We start from the raw sequence: 24,735 nt of genomic DNA, 5'->3' as shown, positions 1-24,735 counted from the left end.
CAGCTCCCACATTGGATCGCGGGGCATCAGTTATATCTGTGTCGGCTGCCAGGCCGTCACGGGAGCAAGCTCCCTCGCCACAGATTTAGCGTCGTGCCGAAGTTGTGTAGATACCTATGCTGCGATGAGGCCCGACCCGTCAGCCCACCAACCCACGCATCAGCAAAAACAACAACGACGGCCCCAGCAAACACCCCAGCGCCGTATAGAACGCCGCGGTCAAACACCCATAAGGCACCAGCTTCGGATCAGTCGCCGCCAGGCCGCCCGCCACGCCGCTGGAGGTGCCCATCAAGCCACCGAAGATCACCGCGCTGCGTGGGTTGTTCAGCCCGATCAGCGGCGCCACGAACGGCGTCATCACCATCACCAGAATGGCCTTGATCAACCCTGCGGCAATCGACAGCGCCATCACCTCGGAGCTGGCCCCAATCGCCGCGCCGGTCACCGGGCCGACGATATAGGTCACGGCCCCGGCGCCGATGGTGGTGAGGCTCACCGCATCGGTGTACCCGAACGCCATCGCCACCCCTACCCCGGCAACGAACGACGAGCCCACGCCGACAAACAGCGCCAGCACACCCACGAAGCCGGCGCGTTTGAGCTCATCGACACTCACGCCAAACGCCGTGGCGACAATGGCAAAGTCGCGCAGCATCGCACCGCCCAGCAGACCGATGCCCGACAACAGTGGAATATCCACCACGCCCTTGGAACCACCCGTAAACGCACCGCCCACATACGACAGCGCCAACCCCAGCAAAATGGCAATGGCCGAACCATGCAGGCGGCCCTTGGTGAAGGTATCGGAGATCCAATAAGACACCCACATGGTCAGGCCGATCACGGCGAAACCACTGATCAAGCCGTAGCCGGTGATCACTTTCATCATCGATTCGTACATGGCGATCACCCCGCTTCTTTAGTGGGAGCAACCGCAACCGGCTCGCGGTTACCGATACGCACCAGCACGGGCACCAGGGCAAAGCCAAGCACCACGGCGAGGGTCCCGGCCAGAATCGCCATAGGCCCACCGCTGATCGCGCCATACACGTTTTGCTGGGCGGCCATCGCCACCACAATCGGGATATAGATCGCAGCCCAGAAACTCACGCCTTGCTCTGACTTGCCGGTAAACAGGCCGCGTTTGCTCAGGTAGCTGCCCAGGCCGATCAACAGCAGCATGGCAATACCCACCCCGCCGACGTTGGCCGGAATACCCAACAGCTTGCCCAGCAGTTCACCCACAAACAGCCCTGCCAACGTGCAGAACGCCAAAAAAGCCACACCGTAGATAATCATGGTTGTTGTCCTCAAAGTGCTCGTTCGAAATTGTTGTTTTTGTGCTTCGAAAGCCTTGGGTACTGCGTTATCGGTGGCGGCGCTCCTCCTCTTGCAGCAGGGCCTGCAAGGTATCCAGGCGGGCGCCTTCGCAGGCGATCACCGTGCCTTGTTCGAAAACACGGCGTGACAGACCGGTAAGCACCGCGCCCGGGGGCAGTTCGATTTGCAGCCGCACACCACGCTCGTAGGCGCTTTGCACGGTGCCGCGCCAATCGACGACGCGGCACATATTGAAGGCCAGGTCGTCACGCAGTTGTTCGGGGTTGTGGATAGGTCGCGCGCGGGTGCTGCTCAGGTAAGTGATGCGCGGCGCCTTGAGTGGGACGAAGGCTTGGAACAGTGCCTGGGCGGGTTGCTCCAGCAACGGGCAGTGAGACGGCACGCTGACGGCCAGGCGCTTGGCGACACCGTTGCCTTTGATGCGCTCGGCAACTCGCTTCATCGCCTCGTTGCTGCCGGCGATGACGGTCTGGTTGTCGGCATTGATATTGGCCAGGTACACCGGCGTATGCGGGCTGTGGATATCCGCCAGCAAGGCCTCGACGCTGGAAAGATCAGGGCCGATCAGCGCCGTCATGCCATAGCCCTGTGGATAAGCCTGCTGCATCAGTTCGCCCCGCAGGCTGACCAGTTTTATCGCATCAGCGAAGTCCAGGGCCCCGGCCATCACCGCGGCTGGGTAGGCGCCGATGGACAGGCCCGCCAAATAATCCGGCGTGCACTCTAATCGCCGGGCATGAGCCACGCCGGCGATCAACAGGCACAGTTGCACAGCCCGCGTCGATTCAAGCGCCTGCGCCGAGTCGAGCCGACGAACGTCTTCACCCAGGGCATCGCTGGCCTCTTGCAGAATGTCGGCCGGCAACGCCTGGAGCATGCCGCTGCGTTGGGCGCCCTGCCCCGGAAACACCAGAAGGCTGCTCATGCCACGGCCTGCCAAGGGTCGAGCACAAGGTGCGCACCGCTGACGGTCTTGAGCAGTACACGGCGTGAGGGCCCAGCCCATTCGCGCAAGGCGACGGCGCCGAAAGGGGTTTGCAGTTGCAGGTCGACGGCACAGGGCGCGGTGTCCAGGATCGCCAACAGCGCTCGCGCCTCGCTACGATCCAGGGGCTTGGGCGTGCACAGAATCAAATCCAGGTCACTGTTGGCATGCAGCGCTTCAATGCCACTGGCCAATTCAAACCCGGCACTGCCGCTGACGCCCCAGTCTTGCTGCGCCAGCACCGGCCGCAGTTGATCGAGGGCCCGCAGCGCCGGTAAATCCCGTGGTGAGACCACCGCTCGCAAAGCTTCCGGAGCCACCCGCCGTTGCACCGCCGCCACGGGCATCCGGGCGGCAAAACGCTGCTCACGCAAACGCCCACGCACACCGACCGCCACATGACCCGGCTCGGCGATGGCGCGCCGCACCACTACCGGATGCCCGGCACGGATCGCGTCCCGCACCCAGTCCGGGGCATCGGCAGGCAAATGCGCCAGGGTCATGCCCCAGAGCAAGTCGTGGGCGTTCACCATTGCTCCCGCAACAGCTGGCGCACTCGGCTGGAGGCGGCTCGGTTGGTGGCGCCGAGGCGTGAGTTCAAGTCGGTACTGTCGATATCCTTGACTGCCTGCACCAGGCAATCGCTGACCCGCGCCACGTCATCCGCCGTGGGGTGTTCAATCTGGGTGACTGACAACGTCTCCCACAGCAACCCCAGGCTGGCATAGCTGTCGATGTCGTAGGCCATCGGCGGCACGCTGGCGGCCAGGGTTTCCAATTCTTCGACGCTGCGCAAGGTCACCCGGGCGGCCGAGGCTTTGCCCATGGCATGCACCATCACGCCCGGGTCGCGCAGGGCGATCAGGCGATTAGCCTGGTAGCCGTGGGCGAGGAACGCCCCCGACATGGCCTTGCCCACCAGCAGGGCGATCACCGGGTGGCCGGCGAGCCTAGCGCGAGCGTAGCTGTCAGCGGCGGCGGCCAAGGCCTGATGAATGCCAAGGGCTTCTTCGCGACGACCATAGGCTTGGCTGGGTACGTCGACGATAGCGATGATGGGGCGCTTGTCACCCCGGGCGATGGCTTCGTCCACAGCCTTGGCCAAGCCCCAGCCTTCCAGTAGGCCGACTTCGCCATTGCGGGCGCGGGGGAAGCGGTTGTGCGGGTCGGGGACCACGGCGATATAGCGCACCGCCTGTTCACCCAACACACCATCCGCCACTTTCAATGAGCCCGGCAAACCTTCGACCGGCGTTGCGTTGGCGCTCAATGCGTTGAACCACTGCAAGCCTCTCATGAGCGTTCTCCCTGATACAGCGCGCGAACAGTCGCCGGCTCGATTTGCGCGCTCGCGTCCAGTTCGGCCAGGCGCGCCAGGTAAAAATCAGCGCGCCGGCTGCGCGGTTGTGCGGGCACGCCCTGCTGCAACAGTGTGCTGACGGTCTGCTGGATCTGCGCCACATCGTCGGCCACATAACGGTCGGCCAAGCCGCTGTTGAAGCGCTGCTCGCCACCGGTAAGGCTCCAGATAAAGGGGCGGTCGCGGGAGTCGTATTCCTCCAGGCCAGCTTCCTGCTCGATCACCTGCGGGCCATTCAAGCCCAGGCGTGCTTCGCGAGTGACCACCAGGTAACTGCACAAGCCAGCCGCGATGGACATGCCCCCAAAGCAACCGACACTGCCGGCCACCACGCCGATCACTGGCTGGTACTGGCGCAGATCGACAATCGCCGCATGAATGTCGGCAATGGCAGCCAGGCCCAGGTTGGCTTCCTGCAAGCGCACGCCGCCCGTTTCCAGCAGTAGCACCGCGCAGGTGGGGATGCCGTTGCGGTTGTCTTCGGCCGCCAGCTCCAAGGCGCCCGCGATTTTCGCGCCGCCAACTTCACCCAGGCTGCCGCCCTGGAAATTACCCTCGATTGCGGCAATCACCACAGGCTTGGCGCCGATGCTGCCCTTGGCGATCACCACACCATCATCGGCCTGGGGCACCACGCCCTGGCGGCTGAGCCACGGCGACATGACCCGCTGGAACGGGTCGATCAACTCGCGGAAGGTGCCCGCATCCAACAGCGCCTTGGCGCGCTGCCGGGCGCCAAGTTCGACAAAGCTGTGTTTAGCGAGTAAGTCAGTCATGGCCGATCTCCTCGAAACCCTGCTCCAGGCGCAAGCGCACTACCCCGGGCGTGGCACCGAAGTCGTGGATATCAATGTTCAGGGCCGGTGGCGTCTGCTCCTGGAAGATGCGTTCGAACAGGTGCTGCCAGCGTTGCTGCGCGCCATTGACCGAGGTTTGCACCTGGATGGTCAAGGTGCCGGGCGTGCCCGGCTCCAGCAGCACTTCCAGGTCGCCCGAGCCGACGCACCCCACCAGCGCACGGCCTTTGGGGGGCTGCCCGGCGGGGAATTCAAAGGATAAGGTTTCCATCACAACGCTCCGTCGAGGCGGTCGATAAACAGGCAGGCGGCCAACAGGTCGGCGGCGCCGCCGGGGGAGGCATTCAAGGCCAGCAGTTGCAGGTCCAGTTCATGCAGTTGGCGGCGTCCGGCCAGGGTTGCGCTGCCACCGGCGTCGAGCACGGCCTGGGCGCCCTGTTGCATGGCAGCCAGGCCTTCGGTACCGGCGCGGTAGAGCACGCAGGTGTCTGCCAGGTCCGTCATGATCGCCAGCAAAGCATCCAGCCGGGCGTTCTGCTCACCGGCGTTTGCGCGGCGGCTCTTGTGCAGTTGCGGCAGGCCGCGTTGAGTCACCGAAGGGAAGCCGAGCTGGGCTTCTTCACGGGCACCGCGTGCACCGTAGCGCTGTGCAACCTGGGCGCCATGGCTCATGGGCTGCGGGGCGAAGCGGTCGTTGAGCAGGGCCAACTTGGCGGCGGTCAGGGTTATGGCGCGGGGCTCCAGGGCCGCCGCAGCGGTAAGCAACCCCAGGGCCCAGATCGCACCGCGATGGGTGTTCACGCCCTGGGTGGTGGCGAGCATGGCCTGCTCGCCTTCCCGGCCAATACGCCCGAGCGCTTCGCGCAGGGGCAGGCCGACTTCGCCGATGTCGAGCGCGGCCTCGGCCATTTCCTTGAACATCGGCCACAGCGACAGCGCCGAGGCGTGCATCAGCCCCAGGTGCAAATCGCTGTGGGCGCCGTTGCCGCGCCGGTCTACCAGAGCAGGTTTGGGCGACAAATCCGCTTCGTCGATCAGCGCATCCACGGCCATATCCGCCAGGCGATCGGCCAGGCTCAGTTCATGCTGTTTGAGCGCGCGCATTTACCAGCTCCTGAATTTGGCGGGCGGGTTGTACAAGCCGCCGGACCACTCCACCAGATCGGCCACGCTCTTGGCGGCCAACAACTCGCGGGTGGCGTCGGTACGGCGAATACCCAAGTCTTCGGGCAAGGCAATCAAGCCTTCGCGGCGCATGCGCGCAGTGTCCTTGGGGTTGTGGCGCATACCGATGGCGGTCACCCCGGCGACGGCGGCGATCATTGCCTGACGTTCTTCCAGGGAGCGCGCCTTGTACAGGTAGGCGATGCCTTCTTCGGTGAGCAAGTGGGTGACGTCGTCACCGTAGATCATGATCGGCGCCAGGGGCATACCGCTTTTGCGGGCCACTTCCACCGCGTCGAGGGTGTCGACAAAGGTCGGTTTGCCGCCTTCCTGGAAGGTCTCGACCATTTGCACCACGAGTTTTTTGCCGCGTTCAAGCAAGGCCTCAGGCGCATCGTCGTGGCGCATATCCAGCCAGGCTGGTGTGCCATGACGGCGGCCCCGTGGGTCGTGGCCCATGTTCGGCGCGCCACCGAAACCTGCGAGGCGGCCACGGGTCACGGTGCTGGAATGCCCGTCGCCATCCACTTGCAGGGTGGCGCCGATAAACAGGTCCACGGCGTATTGGCCGGCGAGTTGGCAGAACATGCGGTTGGAGCGCATCGAGCCATCGCGGCCGGTGAAGAACACATCCGGGCGTGCGGCAATATAGTTTTCCATGCCCAGTTCGGTGCCGAAGCAATGCACGCTTTCCACCCAACCGCTTTCGATCGCCGGGATCAATGTGGGGTGCGGGTTGAGGGTCCAGTTGCGGCAGATCTTGCCTTTGAGGCCCAAGGATTCGCCGTAGGTGGGCAGGATCAATTCGATGGCAGCAGTGTTGAAGCCGATGCCATGGTTGAGCGACTGCACATTGTGTTTTTCGTAGATGCCACGGATCGCCATCATCGCCATCAACACATGCACCGGCTTGATATGGCGCGGGTCGCGGGTGAACAGCGGTTCGATGTAGAACGGCTTGTCGGCCACCACCACGAAATCGACCCAGCTTGCGGGGATGTCGACGCGGGGCAAGTCGGTGACGTCATCCACCAACTGGTTGACTTGCACGATGACGATGCCATCGCTGAAGGCGGCGGGCTCGATCAGCGCCGGGGTGTCTTCGGTGCTGGCGCCGGTGTAAATGTTACCGGCCCGGTCAGCCATGAAACCAGCGGAGAGCACCACGTTGGGGATCAGGTCCACCACCAGCCGCGCATAGAGCTCGATGTAGGTATGAATCGCGCCGATCTCCAGCATGCCGTCTTCCAGCAACTGGCTGATGCGCAGGGATTGGGTGCCGGCGAAAGAGAAATCCAGCTTGCGGGCAATGCCCTTTTCAAACAGGTCCAGGTGCTCGGAACGGCCCACGCTGGGCATGATCATGTGCAAATCGTGGAGCTTGGCGGGGTCGGCCTTGGCCAGGGAGCGCGAGAGAAAATCGGCCTGCTTCTGGTTGTTGCCCTCCAGCACCACGCGGTCGCCGGGGAGGATCAAGGCTTCAAGGGCCTCGACGATCTTGTCACTGGGCAACACCGCCCCGTCTGCATACTGTTTGACCAGCCCGAGCCGCCGCTGCTTCTCGTCGCGCCGCCGCGTCCAGCGCGAGTCGGGGGTGATGGTTGTTGTCATGGTCGCTCCACGGGGTTTGCTGTCGTGGGCTGTACCTTAGGAGCGAATGTGGAGAGGCATCAATCAAGCTTGGTGCTGGATCGTTACGGCTGGAGTAACGGTGCAGCACCACGCCTGCGGTAATACATTGATGTGCTCACTATCGAGCAAGCCACCAGACTATTTAACGTCAGTATCCAACCCGGTGCCTTGGACCATACCGAGGCGAGCGTCCCTGTATAGAGCACCAAGAGCACAAGTAGTAAAAGGAATAGACCCAGTCCGACCGACTCTTCCCATTTAGCGAATTTGTTACGGCACTCAAGCAGCACAATGCTCAAAAAGGTGAACAGGAAGGTAATAAGCATGATGCCAAGCGCATGATCAGTTGCCACTATGCGACCGGAGAGCTTCGAAATAAGGAAAAGAAAAATCATGGACAGAGAGGACAGCCCCAACCAGACAAAGGCGTAATCAAGAATGTTGAACAACGCCAGTTTGAATTTCAACGCCTCGACCGCGTTCGGCTTGGTCACGAGTGCAACAGCTAGCAGACCGGACCCCAGCCCTCCAAGGGTCATGATGATGAAGTTGTTTAAAACGTTAATTGTGTCTTCGGGAACACCGATCAACTGGATCAGCAGTAGGATGATCACTGCACCTACAGTCGAAATCATGGCCCCCCATAGCGCACCACGCCCCTCAGCCAATGACCTGACTGCGGACGCTGTTGCGGTCACTGTCAGGCCCCATAAGATCAAAGCGCCGGTAACCATGTTGTAGAGAAATGAAAAACTGTTGCCTACTGCGCCAAGAAATTCCATCACGCCCACATCACTCCATCCCTAAAACTGAATCCTCCTTATCGGCCGTAGCACATAAAGCTTGATGTAGAAGCTGGCTTGCCTGCTCCAACATTGGTCGGTGGTGTTGATTAGATAGCGGTCCCAAAGAGGGAACGATCAGTCACTTTTTGGGACCGTTTCAAGTTGCTGGCGACGGGCTGACTTGCTCCAGCGCTCTATCAACCAACAACTGCCCCAACTCTACCAATTGCTGGATCCCCAGCATGATGGCGCGCTGGGAAGTGTCTAGGTCGAAGGCCAGGTTGCAGGTGAGTGCGTTGAGGGAGGACAGGGTTTCGCTGGCGTTGACCAGCAGGGTTTCGGTGTCTTGGTGCGGGTTTACGGTGAAGAGGTTGGATGAGGAGGAGTTCGACATGGTATGCGGTTCCTGAATGTCTCATTAAGGAACGCCTTTGGTTCTAGGCGTCTTGTGCGCCTAAACAGGTTTCTCGGACTTGCACGTCCGTGTCACCGTTTTTTGCGATGACGGAGCGAAGACTAGGCGTGCGGACCTCTCGCCACAAGTTCATGCATAGCCCAAAATCTTGCGGGAAAAATCCTAAGTCCACCTCCACCATCATCCTTCCGATAGGCAGCAAAGAATGCTCCGACAGGCTTTTCAGGTTGTTGCTCGGAACTCGCCTCTCTAGCCTTTTCCATCCGAATCGTGCCACGGGCAGACATCATGAATCCGACCGTTAAACCCGATGCAAGGCCATTGCAGAGTGTGATGCATCACATCACAATCATGCCATGATCGTTAGCTGGAAACATAAGGGACTCAGGGCCTTCTATGAGACCGGTTCAACCAGAGGCATCAACGCAAATCATGCAAAGCGCTTGCGCCGCGTTCTGCTCATTCTGGACAAAGCCGAGCACCCTGATGCACTGGACCTGCCCGGCTGGCGCTTCCATCGTTTGAAGGGCGACCTGCTTGACTACTGGTCCGTCAGCATAAGTGGTAACTGGCGCATTATTTTTCGGATGTTCGACGATCAGGTCGAACTAGTCGACTATCTTGACTACCACTGAGTAGAGGCATTGATATGGGTATGCACAATCCACCTCACCCAGGTGAGATCCTGCTTGAAGATGTGATCCCTGCCTTGGGCATCACCATCACCGAGATGGCGAGACGCCTGGGTTTCGCCCGTGAGACTTTTTCAAGGATCTTGCATGGCCACGCCCCGGTCAGCCCGGATCTTGCCGTTCGGTTGGAGCGCGCGGGCGTGAGTACCGCCCAGTTATGGTTGTCGATGCAAAGTGCTTATGACTTATGGCAGGCCGAGCACCGGGAGCAGCCAGTGATTGAACGGTTTGCGCGGATTGATTGAGACCTAGAGATGCGCGTAGCTCGTTGTGGGAGCTTGCCTACTCCCACATTGGTCGGTGGTGTTGGTTAGATAGCGGTCCCAAAGAGGGAACGATCAGCCCCTTTTTGGGACCGTTTCAAGTTGCTGGCGACGGGCTGACTTGCTCCAGCGCTCTATCGACCAACAACTGCCCCAACTCTGCCATTTGCTGGACCCCCAGCATGATGGCGCGCTGGGAAGTGTCCAGGTCGAAGGCCAGGTTGCAGGTGAGCGCATTGAGCGAGGACAGGGTTTCGCTGGCATTGACCATGATTTACAGCTCCGATATGTGATGGAGGCTGCCCTCTTCCGCTTGCACGCAGATAAGGTGGCAGCCGTGCGCAGGTGTGCAAGACCGGGCATATCGGACCCCGGCAGATTCCGAAGATTCTCCCACGCACAGCTGTCATAACGAGTACGGCAGGCATAAAAAAGGCCCGCTTGCAGGAAAAATCTGAGCGCCGGCCCATCACAACACCATCATCACCCTGACCTTCCCAAGGCCCTCCAGCGCATAACTGTGGTACTCATACACTTCTCCCTGAATAACCAGATGCAGGGCACCACCCTCATTATTGACTTGAACATCCGGCTCTTTTGTTTTGAGAAAAGCAGGTGCCGACACTAATGCGCTGAGTATTTCCTGATCACTTCCCAAATCCTTATGCACGTAGTACCTGTAGGAAAACCCCACCGTCGCGCCACCTTGGGCATCTCGCGCACCATAGATCGACATACCGTTGCCCAGGGAATGCTTCAACACCACTTCATCCAGGTCCGGTGTTCCGGGCGACAGGACCCAACTGCCGCCGATATAGAGCAGGCAGATCACAAGCAGGCAAGTACGCAGAACAGGTATGAGGCGCTTAGTGGCCTTGCGAAATGGCATATTCGATACCTCTTCTTATCCAATATTGGTCCCGTGGGTCATCGCCAAAAGGCTCACCGCCCCACCATGATCCAAAATCCGGACGAGTCGTTCTGACGACGGTTTGAGCCACACCGGCGGCTCGCAGCAACACATTTTCGGGAATGCCCAGCACCGTGCCTGTGGCACCGTAATTGAAGTTACCAAAAGCTTCGTACTGACGCCCCTGCTTCTTGTAATTCCAAGGGCCGGCCGCACGAACCTGGGAGTAAAACCAGGAATAAGCGAATGCCGAGCCGGGCTTGAGATGAATGCGTTTGGATTGGGATATCGCCATGTTTTCAAGAATTGAAACACCGGGCGGCATTAACGGTACGGCCATTTGCGAGTCCTTGCTGGCAGTGAGGAGTGCAGAAACTAGCCACTCCACTGCGGCCTGAAAACCCGCCTATTCCAAATTCAGAACTCGCCTACAGCAACTCCATCCTATTCCGACACTCATCGATTATTTGCACGCTCTGCGTGGATTGATTGAGACCTGGAGATGAGCGCAGCTCAGTGTGGGAGCAGCTTGCCTGCGATAACGATGGGTCAGTTGCAGAGATGTTGACTGACAGGCCGCTATCGCAGGCAAGCCAGCTCCCACATTTGATCGTCATAGGGCTCAGGATCAGGCCAGGCCGGACTCTACCAACAACGCTTCAAGCCCCATCAAATCCGGCACCTTCGCCACCTGCTCCCCCACTTGCACCGCCGCCAGTTCCAGCGGGCACAGGGGGACGTCCACGTAGCTCAATTCGCTGTCGAGCTTGTACGAGCGGGGAATACCCTGGATCACCAGGGCAATGAACTTCAACGTCGGTCGCCCGCCCAGTGCATTCAACACCACGATGCGTGAGCGTTCTCCCGTCATGCTGGCTTCACCGCAGGCCGCCTCAAAGCTGATCAACGGAATCTGCCGATCGCGCCAGGTCACTTGCCGCAGATACCACGGCGGCGCATCGCTGGCCGGTTCGCCGCGCTGGAAGTCGATCAGTTCGGCCACGGCAACGTTGGGCAGCACCAGGTGGCGGTCGGCCAGGGGCAGTAGCAGGCCGGTGAGCTGGCTGGTGCGGTGTTCAAGCATGGGACTTGCTCCAATAAGCGATGCTTTCCAGCAGCACCGACTCTTGGTACGGCTTGCCGAGGTAGTCGTTGACGCCAATGGCCATGGCGCGGTCGCGGTGTTTCTGGCCGGTGCGTGAGGTGATCATGATGATCGGCAAGCGCATCAGGCGCGGGTCGTTGCGTATCTGAATGGCCACTTCGAAGCCGTCCATGCGCGGCATTTCGATGTCGAGCAGCATCAGGTCCGGGGTGTGTTCTTCCAGGATGGCGAGGGCGTCGATACCGTCCTTGGCGGTGAGCACGTTCATGCCGTTGCGCTCCAGCAGGCGGCTGGTGACTTTGCGCACGGTGACCGAGTCGTCCACCACCAGCACCAGCAGCGGGCGTTTTTTCAGTGGGTCGTTGAGGATCAGCGGCGCATCCACTGCCTGGGCCGGCAAGGCCGGTTGCCGAGCGCGGATGTGCGCCAGCAGGTCGATGATCAGCACCACATGGCCGTCGCCCAGGATGGTCGCGCCGGTCACGCCCTGCACCCCGGAGAATTGCGGCCCCAGGCCCTTGACCACGATCTCGCGGGTACCGGCCATGGCATCCACGTGCACCGCCACGCGGCGTTCATTGCAATGCACCAGCAGCACCGGGACAGGCTGGTACTGGCCCAGCAGTTTCGGGCGGCTGGCGGTGTGCAGCAGGTCGCCGAGGTAGAACAACTCGTAGCGCTGGCCGCCATATTCATAGTGCGCCGGGTCGTGCTGGTAGTGCCCCGCCAATTCGTGGGGCAGCACGCGCACCAGGCCTTCGATGGTGTTGAGGGGGATCGCGTATTGTTCGTCCGCGCAGTGCACCATCAGCGCACGATTGACCGACACGGTAAACGGCAGGCGAATGCGAAAATGCACGCCCATGCCCGGCGTCGAGTCGATCACCATGGAGCCGCCGAGCTGGCGCACTTCTTCATGCACCACGTCCATGCCCACGCCGCGCCCGGAAATCTGGGTGATTTTTTCGGCAGTGGAAAAGCCCGGCTGCAGGATGAACTGCAACACGTCACGGTCGCTGATCTCTTGATGGGGCGCGAGCAGGCCGCGCTTGATCGCCTTGCGTCGCACCGCTTCGAGGGGCACACCCGCGCCGTCGTCACGCATGTCGAAGACGATGTCGCCGCCTTCGTGGGTCAGGTCCAGGGTGATGCGGCCCTTTTCCGGTTTACCCGCAGCCAGCCGCACTTCGCGGGACTCCAGGCCGTGGTCGACGGCGTTGCGCAGCATATGCTCCAAGGGGGCCGCCATGCGTTCCAGCACATTGCGGTCCATCTCGCCTTCGGCATTGCCGACGATAAACTCCACGTCCTTGCCCAACTCGCCCGCCACTTGCCGCACGATGCGCTTGAGGCGTGGCAACATGCGCTCGAAAGGCACCATGCGCGTGCGCATCAGGCCTTCCTGCAATTCGGTGTTGATGCGTGCCTGTTGCTGCAGCAGGTTGTGGGCATCCTGGTTGCGGCGCTCAAGGGTGTCCTTGAGATCGAGCAGGTCGGAGGCAGATTCGGACAGCGCACGGGCCAGCTGTTGCAGCTGCGAGTGGCGGTCCATTTCCAGCGGGTCGAACTCTTCGTAGCCCAGGCGTTCAGCCTCGGCTTGCTGGCGGCTCAAGAGGCGGCCCTGGGTTTCGCTGTCGAGCCGGCGCAATTGGTCGCGCATGCGCTCGATGGTGGTTTCCATCTCACTCAAGGCAATGCGCGCATCCTTGACTTGCTGCTCGATACGCCCACGGAAGATCGAAGTTTCGCCGGCCAGGTTGACCAGGTCATCGAGCAAGTCGGCAGAGATTTTCACCATGTCGGCAGCCGGATCGGCGACCGCTTCGGCCTTGCCCGCCGGCAGCGCCACCGGTGTGACCGGCTCATCACTGGGGTGCACCAGGCTCTTGATGCGCTCGATGAGTTTATCCACCGAACCCACCGGCAATCCCTCGGCCACGGCGTCGATCATTTGCGCCAGGCGATCATGGCAACCTTGCAGCAGTGCGAACAACTCAGGGGTCGGCGCGAGCAAACCGGCGGAAAGCCCTTCGTAAAGAAATTCCAGCTCATGGGCCAGATCGCCGATCGGCCCGATCTCGACCATGCGTGCACCACCCTTGAGGGTGTGCAGGTCACGCAGTAGGGTTTCCACTTCCTGGCGATTGCCCGGCTCGTCTTGCCAGCGCAAAAGCGCGCTGCCTGAGCTGTCGAGGATATCGGCGGCTTCTTCGAGGAATATATCCAGCAATTCCGGGTCGGCACCCGAGGCTGGCGCCACCGCAGCCGGCGCTGCCGGGCTGCTGGCCTGGCGCAATTGCCGCAGCCTTTCGATCAGTTCGGCACCGTCACTCAGGGGGTGCTGTTGTTGCAGCTCTTCCAATTGTTGGGCCAAGCGTTCGTGGCTGGCCATCAGTGCCTGGGACAGCTCGACGGAATAGCTGTATCGGCGGTCTACCAGCCCCTCATAAACGCATTCGAGCTCATGGGCCAAGTCGCCCACCGAGTCGATTTCGGCCATGCGCGCACCACCCTTGAGGGTGTGCAGATCCCGCTGCAACGAGGACAAGGGCGCAGCGCTGTCCGGCTCCAGTAACCAGCGCTTGAGCGACTGGCCGGCGCTGTCGAGGATGTCTACGGCCTCCTCAAGGAAGATCTCGACAATCTCGTCGTCCATCGCGGTGGCGTGATCCAGTTGCGCGGTGGCCGCGCCCAACTCGGAGATACTCAGGGTGCGGCTGCCGTCGCTTTTGATCAGGCCCGTGGCGGACGGGTCCAAGGCTTCGTCCAGCAACTCGCGCAACGCCTGCAGACGTGCGGGCGCGGGGCTGATTTCCTGACCGGCGGCCAACTGGTCGAGCATGTTGATCAGCGCGTCATGGGCCTGTTCGGCCTCGTGGAAGAACCGGGCGCTGACCGCCAGGCTGCTTTCTTCCACCGCGCCATACAGGTCGAGCAAGGCTTCGCACAACGCGTCGATAGGATGCAGGTCGGCAAGGTGCGCGCCCTCGCCCAGGGTGGTCAGTTCGTCCAGCAACGCCGTGAGTTCCTGACGGTCGCCGGGGTGTTGCTGCCAGCGGCGCAGCAGGCTTTCGGCGTCGAGCAGGATGTCCATGCCCTGGGCCAGGAAGTTGGTGATCAAGTGCGGGTCACGCTTGACGCGCAGGCCGGCCGTGGGCGCGTCGAGCAAGGCGGCCAGTTGATGCTCCAGCAGGTGTTGGGTGCGGCTGATCACGCTGGCCGCGCCGTGGATCGGCGCCAGGGGATTGTTGTCCAGGTCACGCACCCCGCGCTGGAACAGCCCTTGTGCCTCAAGCAACAACGCCACTTCGTCCTTGTCCAGCGGCACGCGGTGGGCCTTGTACTCACGGGTGAGGTGATCCAGCGGGCGCGCCAGTTCGGCGATGGGCAACACGCCGGCCATGTAGGCGCTGCCCTTGAGGGTGTGCAAGGCGCGCTGCAGTTCATCGCTGACCTGCAGCGGCACCTGCTCGGCGGCCTGTTGCAGGAAGTGGTCGAGGCTGTCCAGATGGCCCAGGGCTTCGTTGCGGAAGATCTCCAGCAGCATTGGGTCATGGGGCTCGGTGGTCGACGTTGCAGCGCCACTGGCCAGGGCATGGGCACGGGCGGCCAAGGCGTCGACTTCATCGCGCTGGCGCTGGTCGTCGCTGGCGAAATCGGCGATCAGCTCCGGCAGCAGGGCCACGGCCTCATCCAACACCTGCCGCACCTCAGGGCCAAGGACTACACTGCGTTCCAGCACGCGATTGAGCAGGTTCTCCACGGCCCAGGCCAGCTCGGCCAGCACCAGGGCGCGCACCATGCGGCCGCTGCCCTTGAGGGTATGGAAAGCCCGGCGCATTTCGCCCTGGGCGGCTTTGTCCGCGCTGTCGGGCAGGTAGCGATGCAACACGTCGAGGACTTCATCGGTTTCTTCCAGGAAGACTTCGCGCAGTTCATCGTCAATCGGTTCTTCACCGGCCGGCGGCGGCAACAGGCTACCGGGACGCTGCAAGGCTGGAGGGTTGAGACGTGATGCAGGGCTGGCCAAGGCATCGAACTGGGATTGGTTTGGCGCAGCCTCGGTGGACAGCGCCCCCTCGGGCGCAGCCAGGGCCTGCCGCCAGGGTTTTTCCACCGGCAGGTAGCCCAATGCATTCAAGCCCTGGGTGGCCAACTCCAGCACTTTTTCCCCTGCCGCGTCAGGGTCTTGAAGCATGCGCTCGAGGTAGTACTCCAGGCTGCTGACCACCTCGGCGAAATGCGCCAGTTGTGTCGCCGAAGGGGCGGCCTCGTTGATCATCAATTGCTCGTCGACGTAATCGGTGCAACCGCGCATCAGGCTCGCCGCACGCGGCAAGGGAATCATCGCCAGGGCACCACGCACCTGGCTCAGTAGCTCGGGCAAGGACTCCAGGCGCTGACGATCCCAATCAGCCTCAATGCAGTCGATCACCAGCTCCTTGGCTTGGCGCAGGCACTGGCACGACTCACGAATCACCAACTGATGGATCTGGGTCAGGTCGGTGGTGGGCAAGCGGCTGTCTTCACGGCTTTGCGGTTCGACGGTGCCGATCATCCCGGCCAACGTCGCTTCGACATACAGCAACGCGCCGGCCACATCCATCAACACCGCGTCATTGGGTTCGCGCTGCCCCTGGACCAGGCTCAACACCACGGCGAGTTGGTCGATGATCACTTTGCGCGGCTGGCCGAAACCCAGCACCGCGAGGGTATCGGCGATCTGCCGCAACGGCGCCAGCAACGGCTCGAGGTCCTGGGTGTGCTGCCGATCACTGCGCACGAACAGATCCAGGCGTTCCTTGACCCGCACCAGTTCCTCACACAACGCCCCGAGTACCGAGCCCATGGCATTGCGATCCGGCCCGGCCAGCCGTGCACGTTCAGCGTCGACCACGGCGCTGTCGGGCAAGGCTTCGTCCAAGCCGTAGCGTTCCTTCAGGCTCTGCATGCGCGGCGTCGGCCGGGTGACTTTGGCGACGTAGAACAACAGGCTCTTGAGCAACTCATCCGGTGCCGGCTGGTTGATGCCATTGATGCCTTGAACCAGCAAGCGCTTGAGTTGCTTGTCGCTGGCCTTGAGCAGGCTGCGCAGCGCCGGGCTGTTGGCGACCACGCCGGTGAGCATGCCTTCGACCAACGCCGAGGTGACCTGCCACAAAGGCAGCAGCGGCGCACCCTGGCATAGCGCTTCAAGGCGTGCGAACACCCGCGCCATGTCTTCCAGGTTGCTGGGGCCGTGGTCTTCACGCAGCAACCCGGCGAGGGCTTGTTGCAGCAGGTGGCGCCATTGGCGCAACTGCTCATGCAGATCCGGCGTGGCCCGTTGGGCCAGGGCTTGCTCAGGCAACGGTTCGATCGATAGCAGTTGCGGGCTGAACAGGCTGGTTTCCGATAGCAGGCTTTCACCACGGGCGCTGCGCAGGTCGTTGAGCAGCGGTAGCACCACCAGCGGCAAGTCGCGGCGGGCACTGTGCACGCGGTCGAGGTACAGCGGCAGTTGGCCGAGGGCTTGTTGCAGCAGGCGGATACTTTCATCGCGTTGGCCAACTTGCCCGGCCTGTAGCGCAAGGGCCAGTTCCTCGATCTCTTCGGCCAGCAGCGCCGCGCCGTAGAACTCGACTATTTGCAGCGCGCCATGTACCTGATGAATACCGGCCAGGCATTCGCTTAGAGCGTCGTCGTCATGGGTTTCAACGTACGCGTCCAGGGCCGACCGGGCCTGCTTCAGGGTTTCGGCAATATCGCCCTTGACCCATTCGAGGGCCACATAGTCGTGCCGATCAACCATAACTGCTCCGCTTAGAATTCATGAGTTGCTGGTATCTCACAAACAATGGAGAACCAATGGGGGAGCTGGCTTGCCTGCGATAGCGGTGGGTCAGCAACTTATCTGTATCTGACAGACCGCTATCGCAGGCAAGCCAGCTGCCATAGTTGGACTGTGGTGTTCTTCAGGTCGTATTTCAATCATCGACCTGCTTGGGCGGCGGCAAGGTAAAACCCGATACCGACCTGCGCAACTGGCTGGCCATCTTCGCCAGGTTACCAATGCTTTCTGCGGTGGCGGTGGAACCCGACGACGTCTGGGTGGTGATCTGCTGGATCACGTTCATGGTCAGGGAAATCTGCCCCGCCGATGAGGTCTGTTGCTGCGCCGCGTTGGAAATACTCTGGATCAGCGCTGCCAGGGTTTTGGACACGCCTTCGATCTCTTCCAGCGCCACCCCGGCGTCCTGGGCCAGGCGTGCGCCGCGCACCACTTCGGTGGTGGTCTGCTCCATGGAAATCACCGCTTCGTTGGTGTCAGCCTGAATGGTGCGCACCAGGGTTTCGATCTGCCGGGTGGCCGCCGAGGAGCGTTCGGCCAACCGTTGCACTTCATCGGCCACCACCGCAAAACCGCGCCCGGCGTCACCGGCCATGCTGGCCTGGATCGCGGCGTTGAGAGCGAGGATGTTGGTCTGGTCGGCGATGTCGTCGATCAGGCTGATGATGTCGCCAATTTCCTGGGACGATTCGCCCAAACGCTTGATGCGCTTGGCGGTGTCCTGGATCTGCTCGCGAATGTTGTCCATGCCGTGGATGGTGTTGTGCACCACCTCGTTGCCTTTGTTGGCGATCTCTACCGAGCGTTCAGCTACCGCCGAGGATTCGGCCGCGTTGGCCGACACCTGGTCGATGGACTGCGCCATCTGATTGATCGCCGTGGACGCTTCGGCAATCTGCTGGGCCTGATGCTCCGACGCCTGGGCCAGGTGCATGGCGGTGGCCTGGGTGTCCTGCACCGCACCGGCGACCTGCCCGGCAGTGAGGTTGATGGTGGCGACCAGGTCGCGCAGTTGATCCACGGAATAGTTGATGGAGTCTGCGATGGTGCCGGTGAAGTCTTCGGTGACCGAGGCGGTGACGGTGAGGTCGCCGTCAGCCAGGTCTTCGATTTCATCCAGCAGGCGCATGATCGCGTTCTGGTTGCGCTCGTTCTTCTGCGCGGTTTCATGCAGTTGGCGGTTGGTCTCGCGCACCATGACCAGGCCGATCAGGATGATCGAGGCCAGCGCCAGCAAGCCCAGCACGTAACCGCCGATGGTGTCGAAGCTGCGCCCGCTGGCGAGGTTTTCAAAACCCGTGGCCAGGTGCGAGGCTTCATCGAGCAGGGTTTGCGACAGGTTGAAAATATTGCTCGCCGAGGCGCGCACCTGGAACAACTGCGGCGAGGTCTCGAGAATTTCATCCACGGAGCCGGAGACAAATTCGAACAGCTCGGCGATGTCCGCCAGCCGCGCCCGAGCGTCCGGGTCTTCAACCTGGGTGATACGCAGCCCCGGGTTGCCGTTGAGCATGCCATTGAGCACCACGCCAAAACGGTTGGCATCGCGACCGAAGGCATCGGCGGCCTGCACGGCGGTTTCATCCCCCGCCAGCACCGTGTTGACCGCCCCCAGGATACGTTCGGCCAGCAGCGACTGGCGCTGGGCCAACGCCACCTGGCTGGCCGGAGCGCCGCGTTGCAGCAGGATATCGACGACCTTTTCCGACTCCATTTGCAGTTGCGGCACGGTTTCGGCCAGGGTCGCCGCCACCTGGTGCAACGACAACACGGTCTGCTCGCTGGCCAGGATGGCGTCGGTGTTTTTCAGCAGCGCCTCCCAGTCGGTCTGCACCGCCCGCATTTCGGCGCGCACCGCACTGGGCGCCGCCGGCAAGCCGGTTTGCGGGTCACCTTTTTTCAGGTAGCCCCAGCGTTGGGCAAAATCGTTGCGTGCATCGCCCAGCAGCTTGAACGCCGCCGCTTTCCCGGCAGCGGCCTCGGTGGCGTTCTTGGCAATGCGCTGGGACAGCACGCGCAGCTCACCGGCGTGGCCGATGTACTGCTTATCGTAGGTGGACTGGGTGTTGAGGTACGCGAAGTTGGCGAACAGCAGCATGATGAACACGATCAAGGCGATAAACAGCACGATGATCTGCGAACGGCTGCGTGAAGCGGCCTGGGGTTTGGGCGTGGTAGCGGTGCTCATGCGGCAACATCCATGAAGCCAGGGGCCTGGGCCAGGGCGAAGGGGCTGAAGACGTGCCACGGCGGGTCGCCGTCGAACTGGCCCTGAATAAACGGCGCGCTCGAGGCAGCGCTCGCCACCCAGGCATCCAATGGGAAATGCTGCATGCCTACCACCTCATCTACCAGCAGCCCGACAAACAGGTCGTTGAACTCCACCACCAGCACCCGCCGTTGCTTGCGCGCCCTGGACAACTCAAGGCCCAGGAAACCGCCCAGGTCCATCACCGGCAGCAAGCGCCCGCGCAGGTTGGCCACGCCCTTGACCCAGGGCTTGACCCCCGGCATCAAGGTGCAACGTGGCTCATGCAACACCTCGGCGACTTCGCCCATGGGCGCCACGTAGGCGTTTGGCCCTATGCGGAAAGCGATGCCGCTCCAGCGTTGCAGGCGCGTTTCCTGGGACGGCAGGTCCGCGGCCAGCAAGCGGCAGCGGCGGTCGATGTCCAGCAGCAGCTCGAAGGCGGTTTGCGACTCGGTCATGATCGCAAGCCTTAGCCGGCCAGCACCTTGTTCAGGGTGGCAATCAGGGTTTCTTCATCCACAGGCTTGGTCAGGTAGTCCTTGGCGCCCTGGCGTGCGCCCCAGATCTTGTCGGTTTCCTGGTCCTTGGTGGTGATAATGATGATCGGGATACCGTTGGTTTCCGGCTCCTTGGACAACTGGCGCGTGGCCTGGAAGCCGTTGAGGCCGGGCATCACGATATCCATCAGCACCGCGTCGGGCTTTTCCTGGCGGGCCAGGGCCACGCCGTCCGCGCCGTTTTCGGCCTTGAGCACCTGGTGGCCATGCTTTTCCAGCATGCCGGTGAGTTTGTACATTTCGGTCGGCGAATCGTCGACGATCAGAACACGTGCCATGGTTTTCCCCGCTACATTGGTCGGCGCCGGCCCTCGTGAGGCGGCGTCAGTGTGCTTGTTCTACTGCGGCGAACCCAGGCACATAGGCCTTGATCGCCCCCAGCAGTTCTTCCTTGCTGAAAGGCTTGGTCAAAAATTGATCGACACCCACGATGCGCCCCTTGGCCTTGTCGAACAGGCCGTCCTTGGAAGACAACATGATCACCGGGATCGACTTGAACGCCGGGTTGTTCTTCACCAGGGCGCAGGTCTGGTAGCCGTCCAGGCGCGGCATCATGATGTCGACGAAGATAATGTGCGGGTGATGATCGACAATACGGGCCAGGGCGTCGAAACCGTCGATCGCCGTGATGACCTCGCACCCCATGTTCTTCAACAGCGTCTCGGCGGTGCGGCGGATCGTTTTCGAATCGTCGATCACCATCACCTTCAAGGCGTTGGAATGCTGTTCCATATCTGCTCTACCATCGCCACAGCGAATCGGTTTTCGGTGTGTACTGCCTGATGTTGCACAGGATGAACGCCGCAAGCCTTGGAATTCAAGGGCTGCTGCGCCGTGCCAGCCTTTTTAGCACAGTCTCCTGACGCAATCTATCGAGGCACCCGCCCAGTGGTTTTTCCTTGACCCACAACAGCCGCAGCGCCACTCTGACGCCACTTTTATGCGCCCCAATTTGCTAGAGGAAATCCCCATGAGCGTTCGCGTCGGCATTGTCATGGACCCTATCGCCAGCATTTCCTATAAAAAGGACAGTTCGCTGGCCATGCTCCTGGCCGCCCAGGCCCGCGGCTGGACCTTGTTCTATATGGAGCAGCGCGACCTTTACCAGGGTGACGGCGAGGCCCGCGCACGCATGCGCCCGCTGCAGGTGTTTGCCAACCCCGAGAAGTGGTTCGAGCTTTCTGACGAAATCGACAGCCCGCTGAGCGACCTCGACGTGATCCTGATGCGCAAGGATCCGCCGTTCGACATGGAATTTGTGTACTCCACCTACCTGCTGGAGCAGGCCGAACGTGCAGGCGTGTTGATCGTCAACAAGCCGCAAAGCCTGCGCGACTGTAATGAAAAACTGTTCGCCACCCTGTTCCCGCAGTGCACGCCACCGACCGTGGTCAGCCGCCGCGCCGATGTACTGCGTGAATTCGCCGCCAAGCATGGCGACGTGATCCTCAAGCCTCTGGACGGCATGGGTGGCACCTCGATCTTCCGTCACCGCGCCGGCGACCCGAACCTGTCGGTGATCCTCGAAACCCTGACCGCCCTGGGCACCCAGCAGATCATGGGCCAGGCCTACCTGCCGGCGATCAAGGATGGCGACAAGCGTATCCTGATGATTGACGGCGAGCCGGTGGATTATTGCCTGGCGCGCATCCCGGCAGCCGGCGAGACCCGTGGCAACCTGGCGGCCGGTGGTCGCGGTGAAGCGCGGCCGTTATCAGAAAAAGACCGCTGGATTGCCGCTCAAGTCGGTCCAACCCTGCGGGAAAAAGGTCTGCTATTTGTCGGATTAGACGTAATTGGCGAGAACCTCACTGAAATCAACGTCACCAGCCCGACCTGTATTCGCGAGATCGACAACGCATTTGGCACGAACATCGGCGAAATGCTGATGGCCGCCATTGAACGCAAGCTACAAGCCAAGTGACATAGAACAGCCGGACACCTACCAACATTGCGTTATCATGCGCCACCTGTGAAACGCGCGATGTTGGTTTTCTTGTCATGACACTCCCGTCCGATCTGCCCCCCGAATTCTCCCCCAGCGGCGTGCGCCCGGCCGATCGTCTCGGTTTTACCCTGTTTCTCGCTGCCTTGATTCATCTCGCCCTGCTCCTGGGTGTGGGGTTCACCCTGGTCGAACCCAAGCAGATCACCAAGACCCTGGAAATCACTCTCGCCACGTTCAAGAGCGAAAAGAAGCCCGAAAAGGCTGACTTTCTCGCCCAGGACAACCAACAGGGCAGCGGCACCCTCGACAAGAAAGCAGTGCCCAAGACCACCGAGGTAGCGCCCTTCCACGACAACCAGGTCAAGAAGGTCACTCCGCCGCCAGCGCCCAAGCCTGAGGTCAGGCAGGCCACGCCCAAGGCTGCGGTGACCACTGTCGCGCCCAAACCACAAAAAGCCCCGACCCAGCGCGAAAAGGCCAAGACCGAACCCAAGCCCGAGCCAGTGAAACCTGCGCCGACGTTCGACAGTTCGACGTTATCCGACGAAATTTCCAGCCTGGAAGCCGAACTGGCCCACGAGCAACAGCTTTATGCCAAGCGCCCGCGCATCTACCGCCTGAACGCCGCCTCAACCATGCGCGATAAAGGTGCCTGGTATAAGGACGAGTGGCGCAAGAAGGTCGAACGCATCGGCAACCTCAATTACCCGGACGAGGCGCGGCGCCAACAGATTTATGGCAATTTGCGCTTGCTGGTGTCGATCAACCGTGACGGCTCGCTGTATGAGGTGCAGGTGCTGGAGTCCTCCGGCCAGCCGCTGCTGGACCAGGCTGCGCAACGCATCGTGCGCCTGGCCGCGCCCTTTGCGCCGTTCAGCGGCGACTTGAGCGACGTGGACCGCCTGGAAATCATCCGCACCTGGCGGTTCGCCAAGGGCGACCGGTTGTCCAGCAACTGATCGCACAGATCGTTCCCACGCTCCGCGACCAGGCTCGCGCCCGCACTTGTCAGTTCGTCCCTCCAACGCCACACTAGCGGACATGAAAAACGTCAGCCCGACCTACCTCAAGCACCAATTCCTGATCGCCATGCCCCATATGGCCGACCCGAACTTTGCGCAGACCTTGACCTACATCGTCGAGCACACGGCCAATGGTGCCATGGGGTTGGTGGTCAACCGCCCGCAGGAGCTGAACCTGGCCGATATCCTTGAGCAACTGCGCCCGGAAATCGACCCGCCGGCGCGTTGCCAGGGCGTACCGATCTACATCGGCGGGCCGGTGCAGACCGATCGCGGTTTTGTGCTGCACCCCACCGGGCCGACGTTTCAGGCCACGGTAGACCTTGAGGGGGTGTCACTGTCCACATCCCAGGACGTGCTGTTCGCCATCGCCGACGGCGTCGGCCCTGAGCAAAGTGTGATCACCCTGGGCTACGCCGGTTGGGAAGCCGGGCAACTGGAGGCCGAACTGGCCAGCAATGCCTGGCTGACCTGCCCGTTCGACGCTGACATCCTGTTCAACACCGCCAGCGAACTGCGCCTGGAAGCGGCAGCAGCCAAGCTGCGGGTCAACCTCAGCCTGCTGACCAGCCAGGCGGGGCACGCCTGATGGCCTTGCGTCTGATCCTCGGTTTTGACTACGGCACCAAACAGATCGGCGTAGCGGTTGGCCAGGTCATCACCGGCCAGGCCCGCGAGCTGTGCACCCTCAAGGCCCAGAACGGCGTGCCGGACTGGAGCCAGGTCGAAGCCCTGATTAAAGAGTGGAAGCCTGACGCGGTGGTGGTCGGCCTGCCCCTGAACATGGATGGCACCCCCAGTGACATGTGCCTGCGCGCCGAGAAATTCGCGCGCCGCCTCAATGGCCGCTACAACCTGCCCTTCTATACCCACGACGAACGCCTCACCACCTTCGAAGCCAAGGGGGAGCGCCGCGACCGTGGCGGGCAAAAGGGCAGTTACCGCGACAACCCGGTAGACGCCATCGCCGCGGCCTTGCTGTTGCAGGGCTGGCTGGATGAAAACACCGCTTTATTTGAATCCTGACCCGCCGCGATCCTGTGGGAGCGGGCTTGCCCGCGAAGAACGTTAACGATACCGCGATAAGGCTGGATGAACGCGGTGCCCATGAGTTTTTCGCGGGCAAGCTCGCTCCTACATACTTGATAAGGAGCCACCATGAGCTTGCCGAACCCTGCCGAACTGATCAGCCAGATGGCGATACGCCTCAAGGCGCACCTGGAACACCGTGCCATCAGCGAACCGCGTTTTATCGGCATACGCACCGGTGGCGTGTGGGTAGCCCAGGCATTGCTGGAAGCACTGGGCAGCGATTCGCCCCTGGGCACCCTGGATGTGTCCTTCTACCGCGACGATTTCAGCCAGAACGGCCTGCATCCACAAGTGCGCCCTTCGGCCCTGCCCTTCGAGATCGAAGGCCAGCACCTGGTACTGATCGACGACGTGCTGATGAGCGGCCGCACCATCCGCGCCGCCATGAACGAACTGTTCGACTATGGCCGCCCGGCCAGCGTGACCCTGGTGTGCCTGCTGGACCTGGATGCCGGCGAACTGCCGATCAGCCCGGACGTCGTAGGCGCGACCCTGTCGCTTGCCCCCCAGCAGCGGGTAAAATTGTCCGGTCCTACGCCGCTCGAACTCGAACTGCAAGACCTTGTCCTTTAAACCGCCTTGT

Annotated in this window: 27 protein-coding genes; 7 read left to right on the top strand and 20 right to left on the bottom strand. The window is 61.8% G+C overall.

The window, feature by feature from the left end:
• Positions 1-139 precede the first annotated feature (139 nt).
• From madM to GIV35_RS21475, 11 genes are all read right to left on the bottom strand, one after another.
• Entirely contained in the window at positions 140-904 is a 765-nt protein-coding gene (gene madM, locus GIV35_RS21525; protein WP_032897715.1) for a malonate transporter subunit MadM, read from the bottom strand.
• 5 nt (positions 905-909) lie between these two features.
• Positions 910-1,302, bottom strand: coding sequence for a malonate transporter subunit MadL (gene madL / locus GIV35_RS21520; RefSeq protein ID WP_057976496.1), 393 nt, complete (start codon positions 1,300-1,302; stop codon positions 910-912).
• Positions 1,303-1,369: 67 nt separating this feature from the next.
• Positions 1,370-2,269 carry a malonate decarboxylase subunit epsilon gene (gene mdcH / locus GIV35_RS21515; RefSeq protein ID WP_213152667.1) on the bottom strand — a complete coding sequence of 300 codons (900 nt, stop codon included), beginning with the start codon at positions 2,267-2,269 and terminating at the stop codon, positions 1,370-1,372.
• On the bottom strand, positions 2,266-2,862 hold the full coding sequence (locus tag GIV35_RS21510) for a malonate decarboxylase holo-ACP synthase (protein WP_236264535.1): 597 nt from the start codon (positions 2,860-2,862) through the stop codon (positions 2,266-2,268). The genes mdcH and GIV35_RS21510 overlap by 4 nt, the downstream gene beginning before the upstream one ends.
• On the bottom strand, positions 2,856-3,626 hold the full coding sequence (gene mdcE, locus GIV35_RS21505; RefSeq protein ID WP_236264536.1) for a biotin-independent malonate decarboxylase subunit gamma: 771 nt from the start codon (positions 3,624-3,626) through the stop codon (positions 2,856-2,858). The genes GIV35_RS21510 and mdcE overlap by 7 nt, the downstream gene beginning before the upstream one ends.
• Complete coding sequence (locus GIV35_RS21500; RefSeq protein WP_105228841.1) at positions 3,623-4,465, bottom strand: biotin-independent malonate decarboxylase subunit beta; 843 nt, start codon at positions 4,463-4,465, stop codon at positions 3,623-3,625. The genes mdcE and GIV35_RS21500 overlap by 4 nt, the downstream gene beginning before the upstream one ends.
• A complete protein-coding gene (locus GIV35_RS21495; RefSeq protein WP_014720312.1) occupies positions 4,458-4,757 on the bottom strand; it encodes a malonate decarboxylase subunit delta in 300 nt (99 codons plus the stop codon). Before GIV35_RS21495 ends, GIV35_RS21500 begins: the two co-directional genes overlap by 8 nt.
• Positions 4,757-5,590 carry a triphosphoribosyl-dephospho-CoA synthase gene (locus GIV35_RS21490; protein ID WP_236264537.1) on the bottom strand — a complete coding sequence of 278 codons (834 nt, stop codon included), beginning with the start codon at positions 5,588-5,590 and terminating at the stop codon, positions 4,757-4,759. Before GIV35_RS21490 ends, GIV35_RS21495 begins: the two co-directional genes overlap by 1 nt.
• A complete protein-coding gene (gene mdcA / locus GIV35_RS21485; protein WP_236264538.1) occupies positions 5,591-7,261 on the bottom strand; it encodes a malonate decarboxylase subunit alpha in 1,671 nt (556 codons plus the stop codon).
• 83 nt (positions 7,262-7,344) lie between these two features.
• Positions 7,345-8,073: a hypothetical protein gene (locus GIV35_RS21480; RefSeq protein ID WP_200647938.1), complete on the bottom strand. Its 729-nt coding sequence runs from the start codon at positions 8,071-8,073 to the stop codon at positions 7,345-7,347.
• A 151-nt stretch (positions 8,074-8,224) separates the two neighbouring features.
• Entirely contained in the window at positions 8,225-8,461 is a 237-nt protein-coding gene (locus GIV35_RS21475; RefSeq protein ID WP_105228845.1) for a DUF6124 family protein, read from the bottom strand.
• A 377-nt stretch (positions 8,462-8,838) separates the two neighbouring features.
• Between GIV35_RS21475 and GIV35_RS21470 the strand changes: the two genes are divergently transcribed.
• Both GIV35_RS21470 and GIV35_RS21465 read left to right on the top strand, forming a co-directional pair.
• The gene (locus GIV35_RS21470) at positions 8,839-9,117 is read left to right on the top strand and encodes a type II toxin-antitoxin system RelE/ParE family toxin (protein WP_056783018.1); all 279 of its coding nucleotides are present in this window, start codon (positions 8,839-8,841) and stop codon (positions 9,115-9,117) included.
• A gap of 14 nt (positions 9,118-9,131) precedes the next feature.
• Positions 9,132-9,419, top strand: coding sequence for a HigA family addiction module antitoxin (locus GIV35_RS21465; protein WP_020301914.1), 288 nt, complete (start codon positions 9,132-9,134; stop codon positions 9,417-9,419).
• 115 nt (positions 9,420-9,534) lie between these two features.
• Here GIV35_RS21465 and GIV35_RS21460 read toward each other — a convergent pair whose 3' ends face one another.
• The 9 genes from GIV35_RS21460 to pilG form a co-directional block, all read right to left on the bottom strand.
• Positions 9,535-9,711 carry a DUF6124 family protein gene (locus GIV35_RS21460; protein WP_219848556.1) on the bottom strand — a complete coding sequence of 59 codons (177 nt, stop codon included), beginning with the start codon at positions 9,709-9,711 and terminating at the stop codon, positions 9,535-9,537.
• Positions 9,712-9,906: 195 nt separating this feature from the next.
• Positions 9,907-10,326 (bottom strand): hypothetical protein, encoded by a 420-nt coding sequence (locus tag GIV35_RS21455; protein ID WP_223024653.1) that lies wholly within the window; start codon positions 10,324-10,326, stop codon positions 9,907-9,909.
• Positions 10,304-10,687: a polymorphic toxin type 44 domain-containing protein gene (locus GIV35_RS21450; protein WP_223024654.1), complete on the bottom strand. Its 384-nt coding sequence runs from the start codon at positions 10,685-10,687 to the stop codon at positions 10,304-10,306. The genes GIV35_RS21455 and GIV35_RS21450 overlap by 23 nt, the downstream gene beginning before the upstream one ends.
• A 288-nt stretch (positions 10,688-10,975) precedes the next feature.
• Entirely contained in the window at positions 10,976-11,431 is a 456-nt protein-coding gene (locus tag GIV35_RS21445; RefSeq protein ID WP_003195048.1) for a chemotaxis protein CheW, read from the bottom strand.
• Positions 11,424-17,243: an Hpt domain-containing protein gene (locus GIV35_RS21440; protein WP_223023081.1), complete on the bottom strand. Its 5,820-nt coding sequence runs from the start codon at positions 17,241-17,243 to the stop codon at positions 11,424-11,426. Before GIV35_RS21440 ends, GIV35_RS21445 begins: the two co-directional genes overlap by 8 nt.
• Before the next feature lie 175 nt (positions 17,244-17,418).
• Entirely contained in the window at positions 17,419-19,470 is a 2,052-nt protein-coding gene (locus tag GIV35_RS21435) for a methyl-accepting chemotaxis protein (protein WP_105228849.1), read from the bottom strand.
• Entirely contained in the window at positions 19,467-19,991 is a 525-nt protein-coding gene (locus GIV35_RS21430; RefSeq protein ID WP_105228850.1) for a chemotaxis protein CheW, read from the bottom strand. Before GIV35_RS21430 ends, GIV35_RS21435 begins: the two co-directional genes overlap by 4 nt.
• 11 nt (positions 19,992-20,002) lie before the next feature.
• Positions 20,003-20,368: a twitching motility response regulator PilH gene (pilH, locus tag GIV35_RS21425; protein ID WP_014720320.1), complete on the bottom strand. Its 366-nt coding sequence runs from the start codon at positions 20,366-20,368 to the stop codon at positions 20,003-20,005.
• Between the two features lie 46 nt (positions 20,369-20,414).
• On the bottom strand, positions 20,415-20,822 hold the full coding sequence (pilG, locus tag GIV35_RS21420) for a twitching motility response regulator PilG (protein WP_014720321.1): 408 nt from the start codon (positions 20,820-20,822) through the stop codon (positions 20,415-20,417).
• Between the two features lie 238 nt (positions 20,823-21,060).
• On the opposite strand from pilG, the gene gshB reads away from it, so the two are divergent.
• From gshB to pyrR, 5 genes are all read left to right on the top strand, one after another.
• Positions 21,061-22,014 carry a glutathione synthase gene (gene gshB / locus GIV35_RS21415; protein ID WP_034128936.1) on the top strand — a complete coding sequence of 318 codons (954 nt, stop codon included), beginning with the start codon at positions 21,061-21,063 and terminating at the stop codon, positions 22,012-22,014.
• Positions 22,015-22,091: 77 nt separating this feature from the next.
• Complete coding sequence (locus tag GIV35_RS21410; protein WP_034128937.1) at positions 22,092-22,997, top strand: energy transducer TonB; 906 nt, start codon at positions 22,092-22,094, stop codon at positions 22,995-22,997.
• An 82-nt stretch (positions 22,998-23,079) separates the two neighbouring features.
• Positions 23,080-23,649, top strand: coding sequence for a YqgE/AlgH family protein (locus GIV35_RS21405; RefSeq protein WP_060763957.1), 570 nt, complete (start codon positions 23,080-23,082; stop codon positions 23,647-23,649).
• Complete coding sequence (ruvX, locus tag GIV35_RS21400; protein WP_105228851.1) at positions 23,649-24,086, top strand: Holliday junction resolvase RuvX; 438 nt, start codon at positions 23,649-23,651, stop codon at positions 24,084-24,086. The genes GIV35_RS21405 and ruvX overlap by 1 nt, the downstream gene beginning before the upstream one ends.
• A gap of 132 nt (positions 24,087-24,218) precedes the next feature.
• A complete protein-coding gene (gene pyrR / locus GIV35_RS21395; protein WP_198715570.1) occupies positions 24,219-24,725 on the top strand; it encodes a bifunctional pyr operon transcriptional regulator/uracil phosphoribosyltransferase PyrR in 507 nt (168 codons plus the stop codon).
• The last annotated feature ends 10 nt before the right edge of the window (positions 24,726-24,735 follow it).

The sequence above is a fragment of the Pseudomonas sp. PA-1-6B genome, assembly GCF_021609545.1.
Classification (GTDB): Bacteria; Pseudomonadota; Gammaproteobacteria; order Pseudomonadales; family Pseudomonadaceae; genus Aquipseudomonas; species Aquipseudomonas fluorescens_BV.
This window is presented reverse-complemented; position numbering and strand designations above follow the sequence as displayed.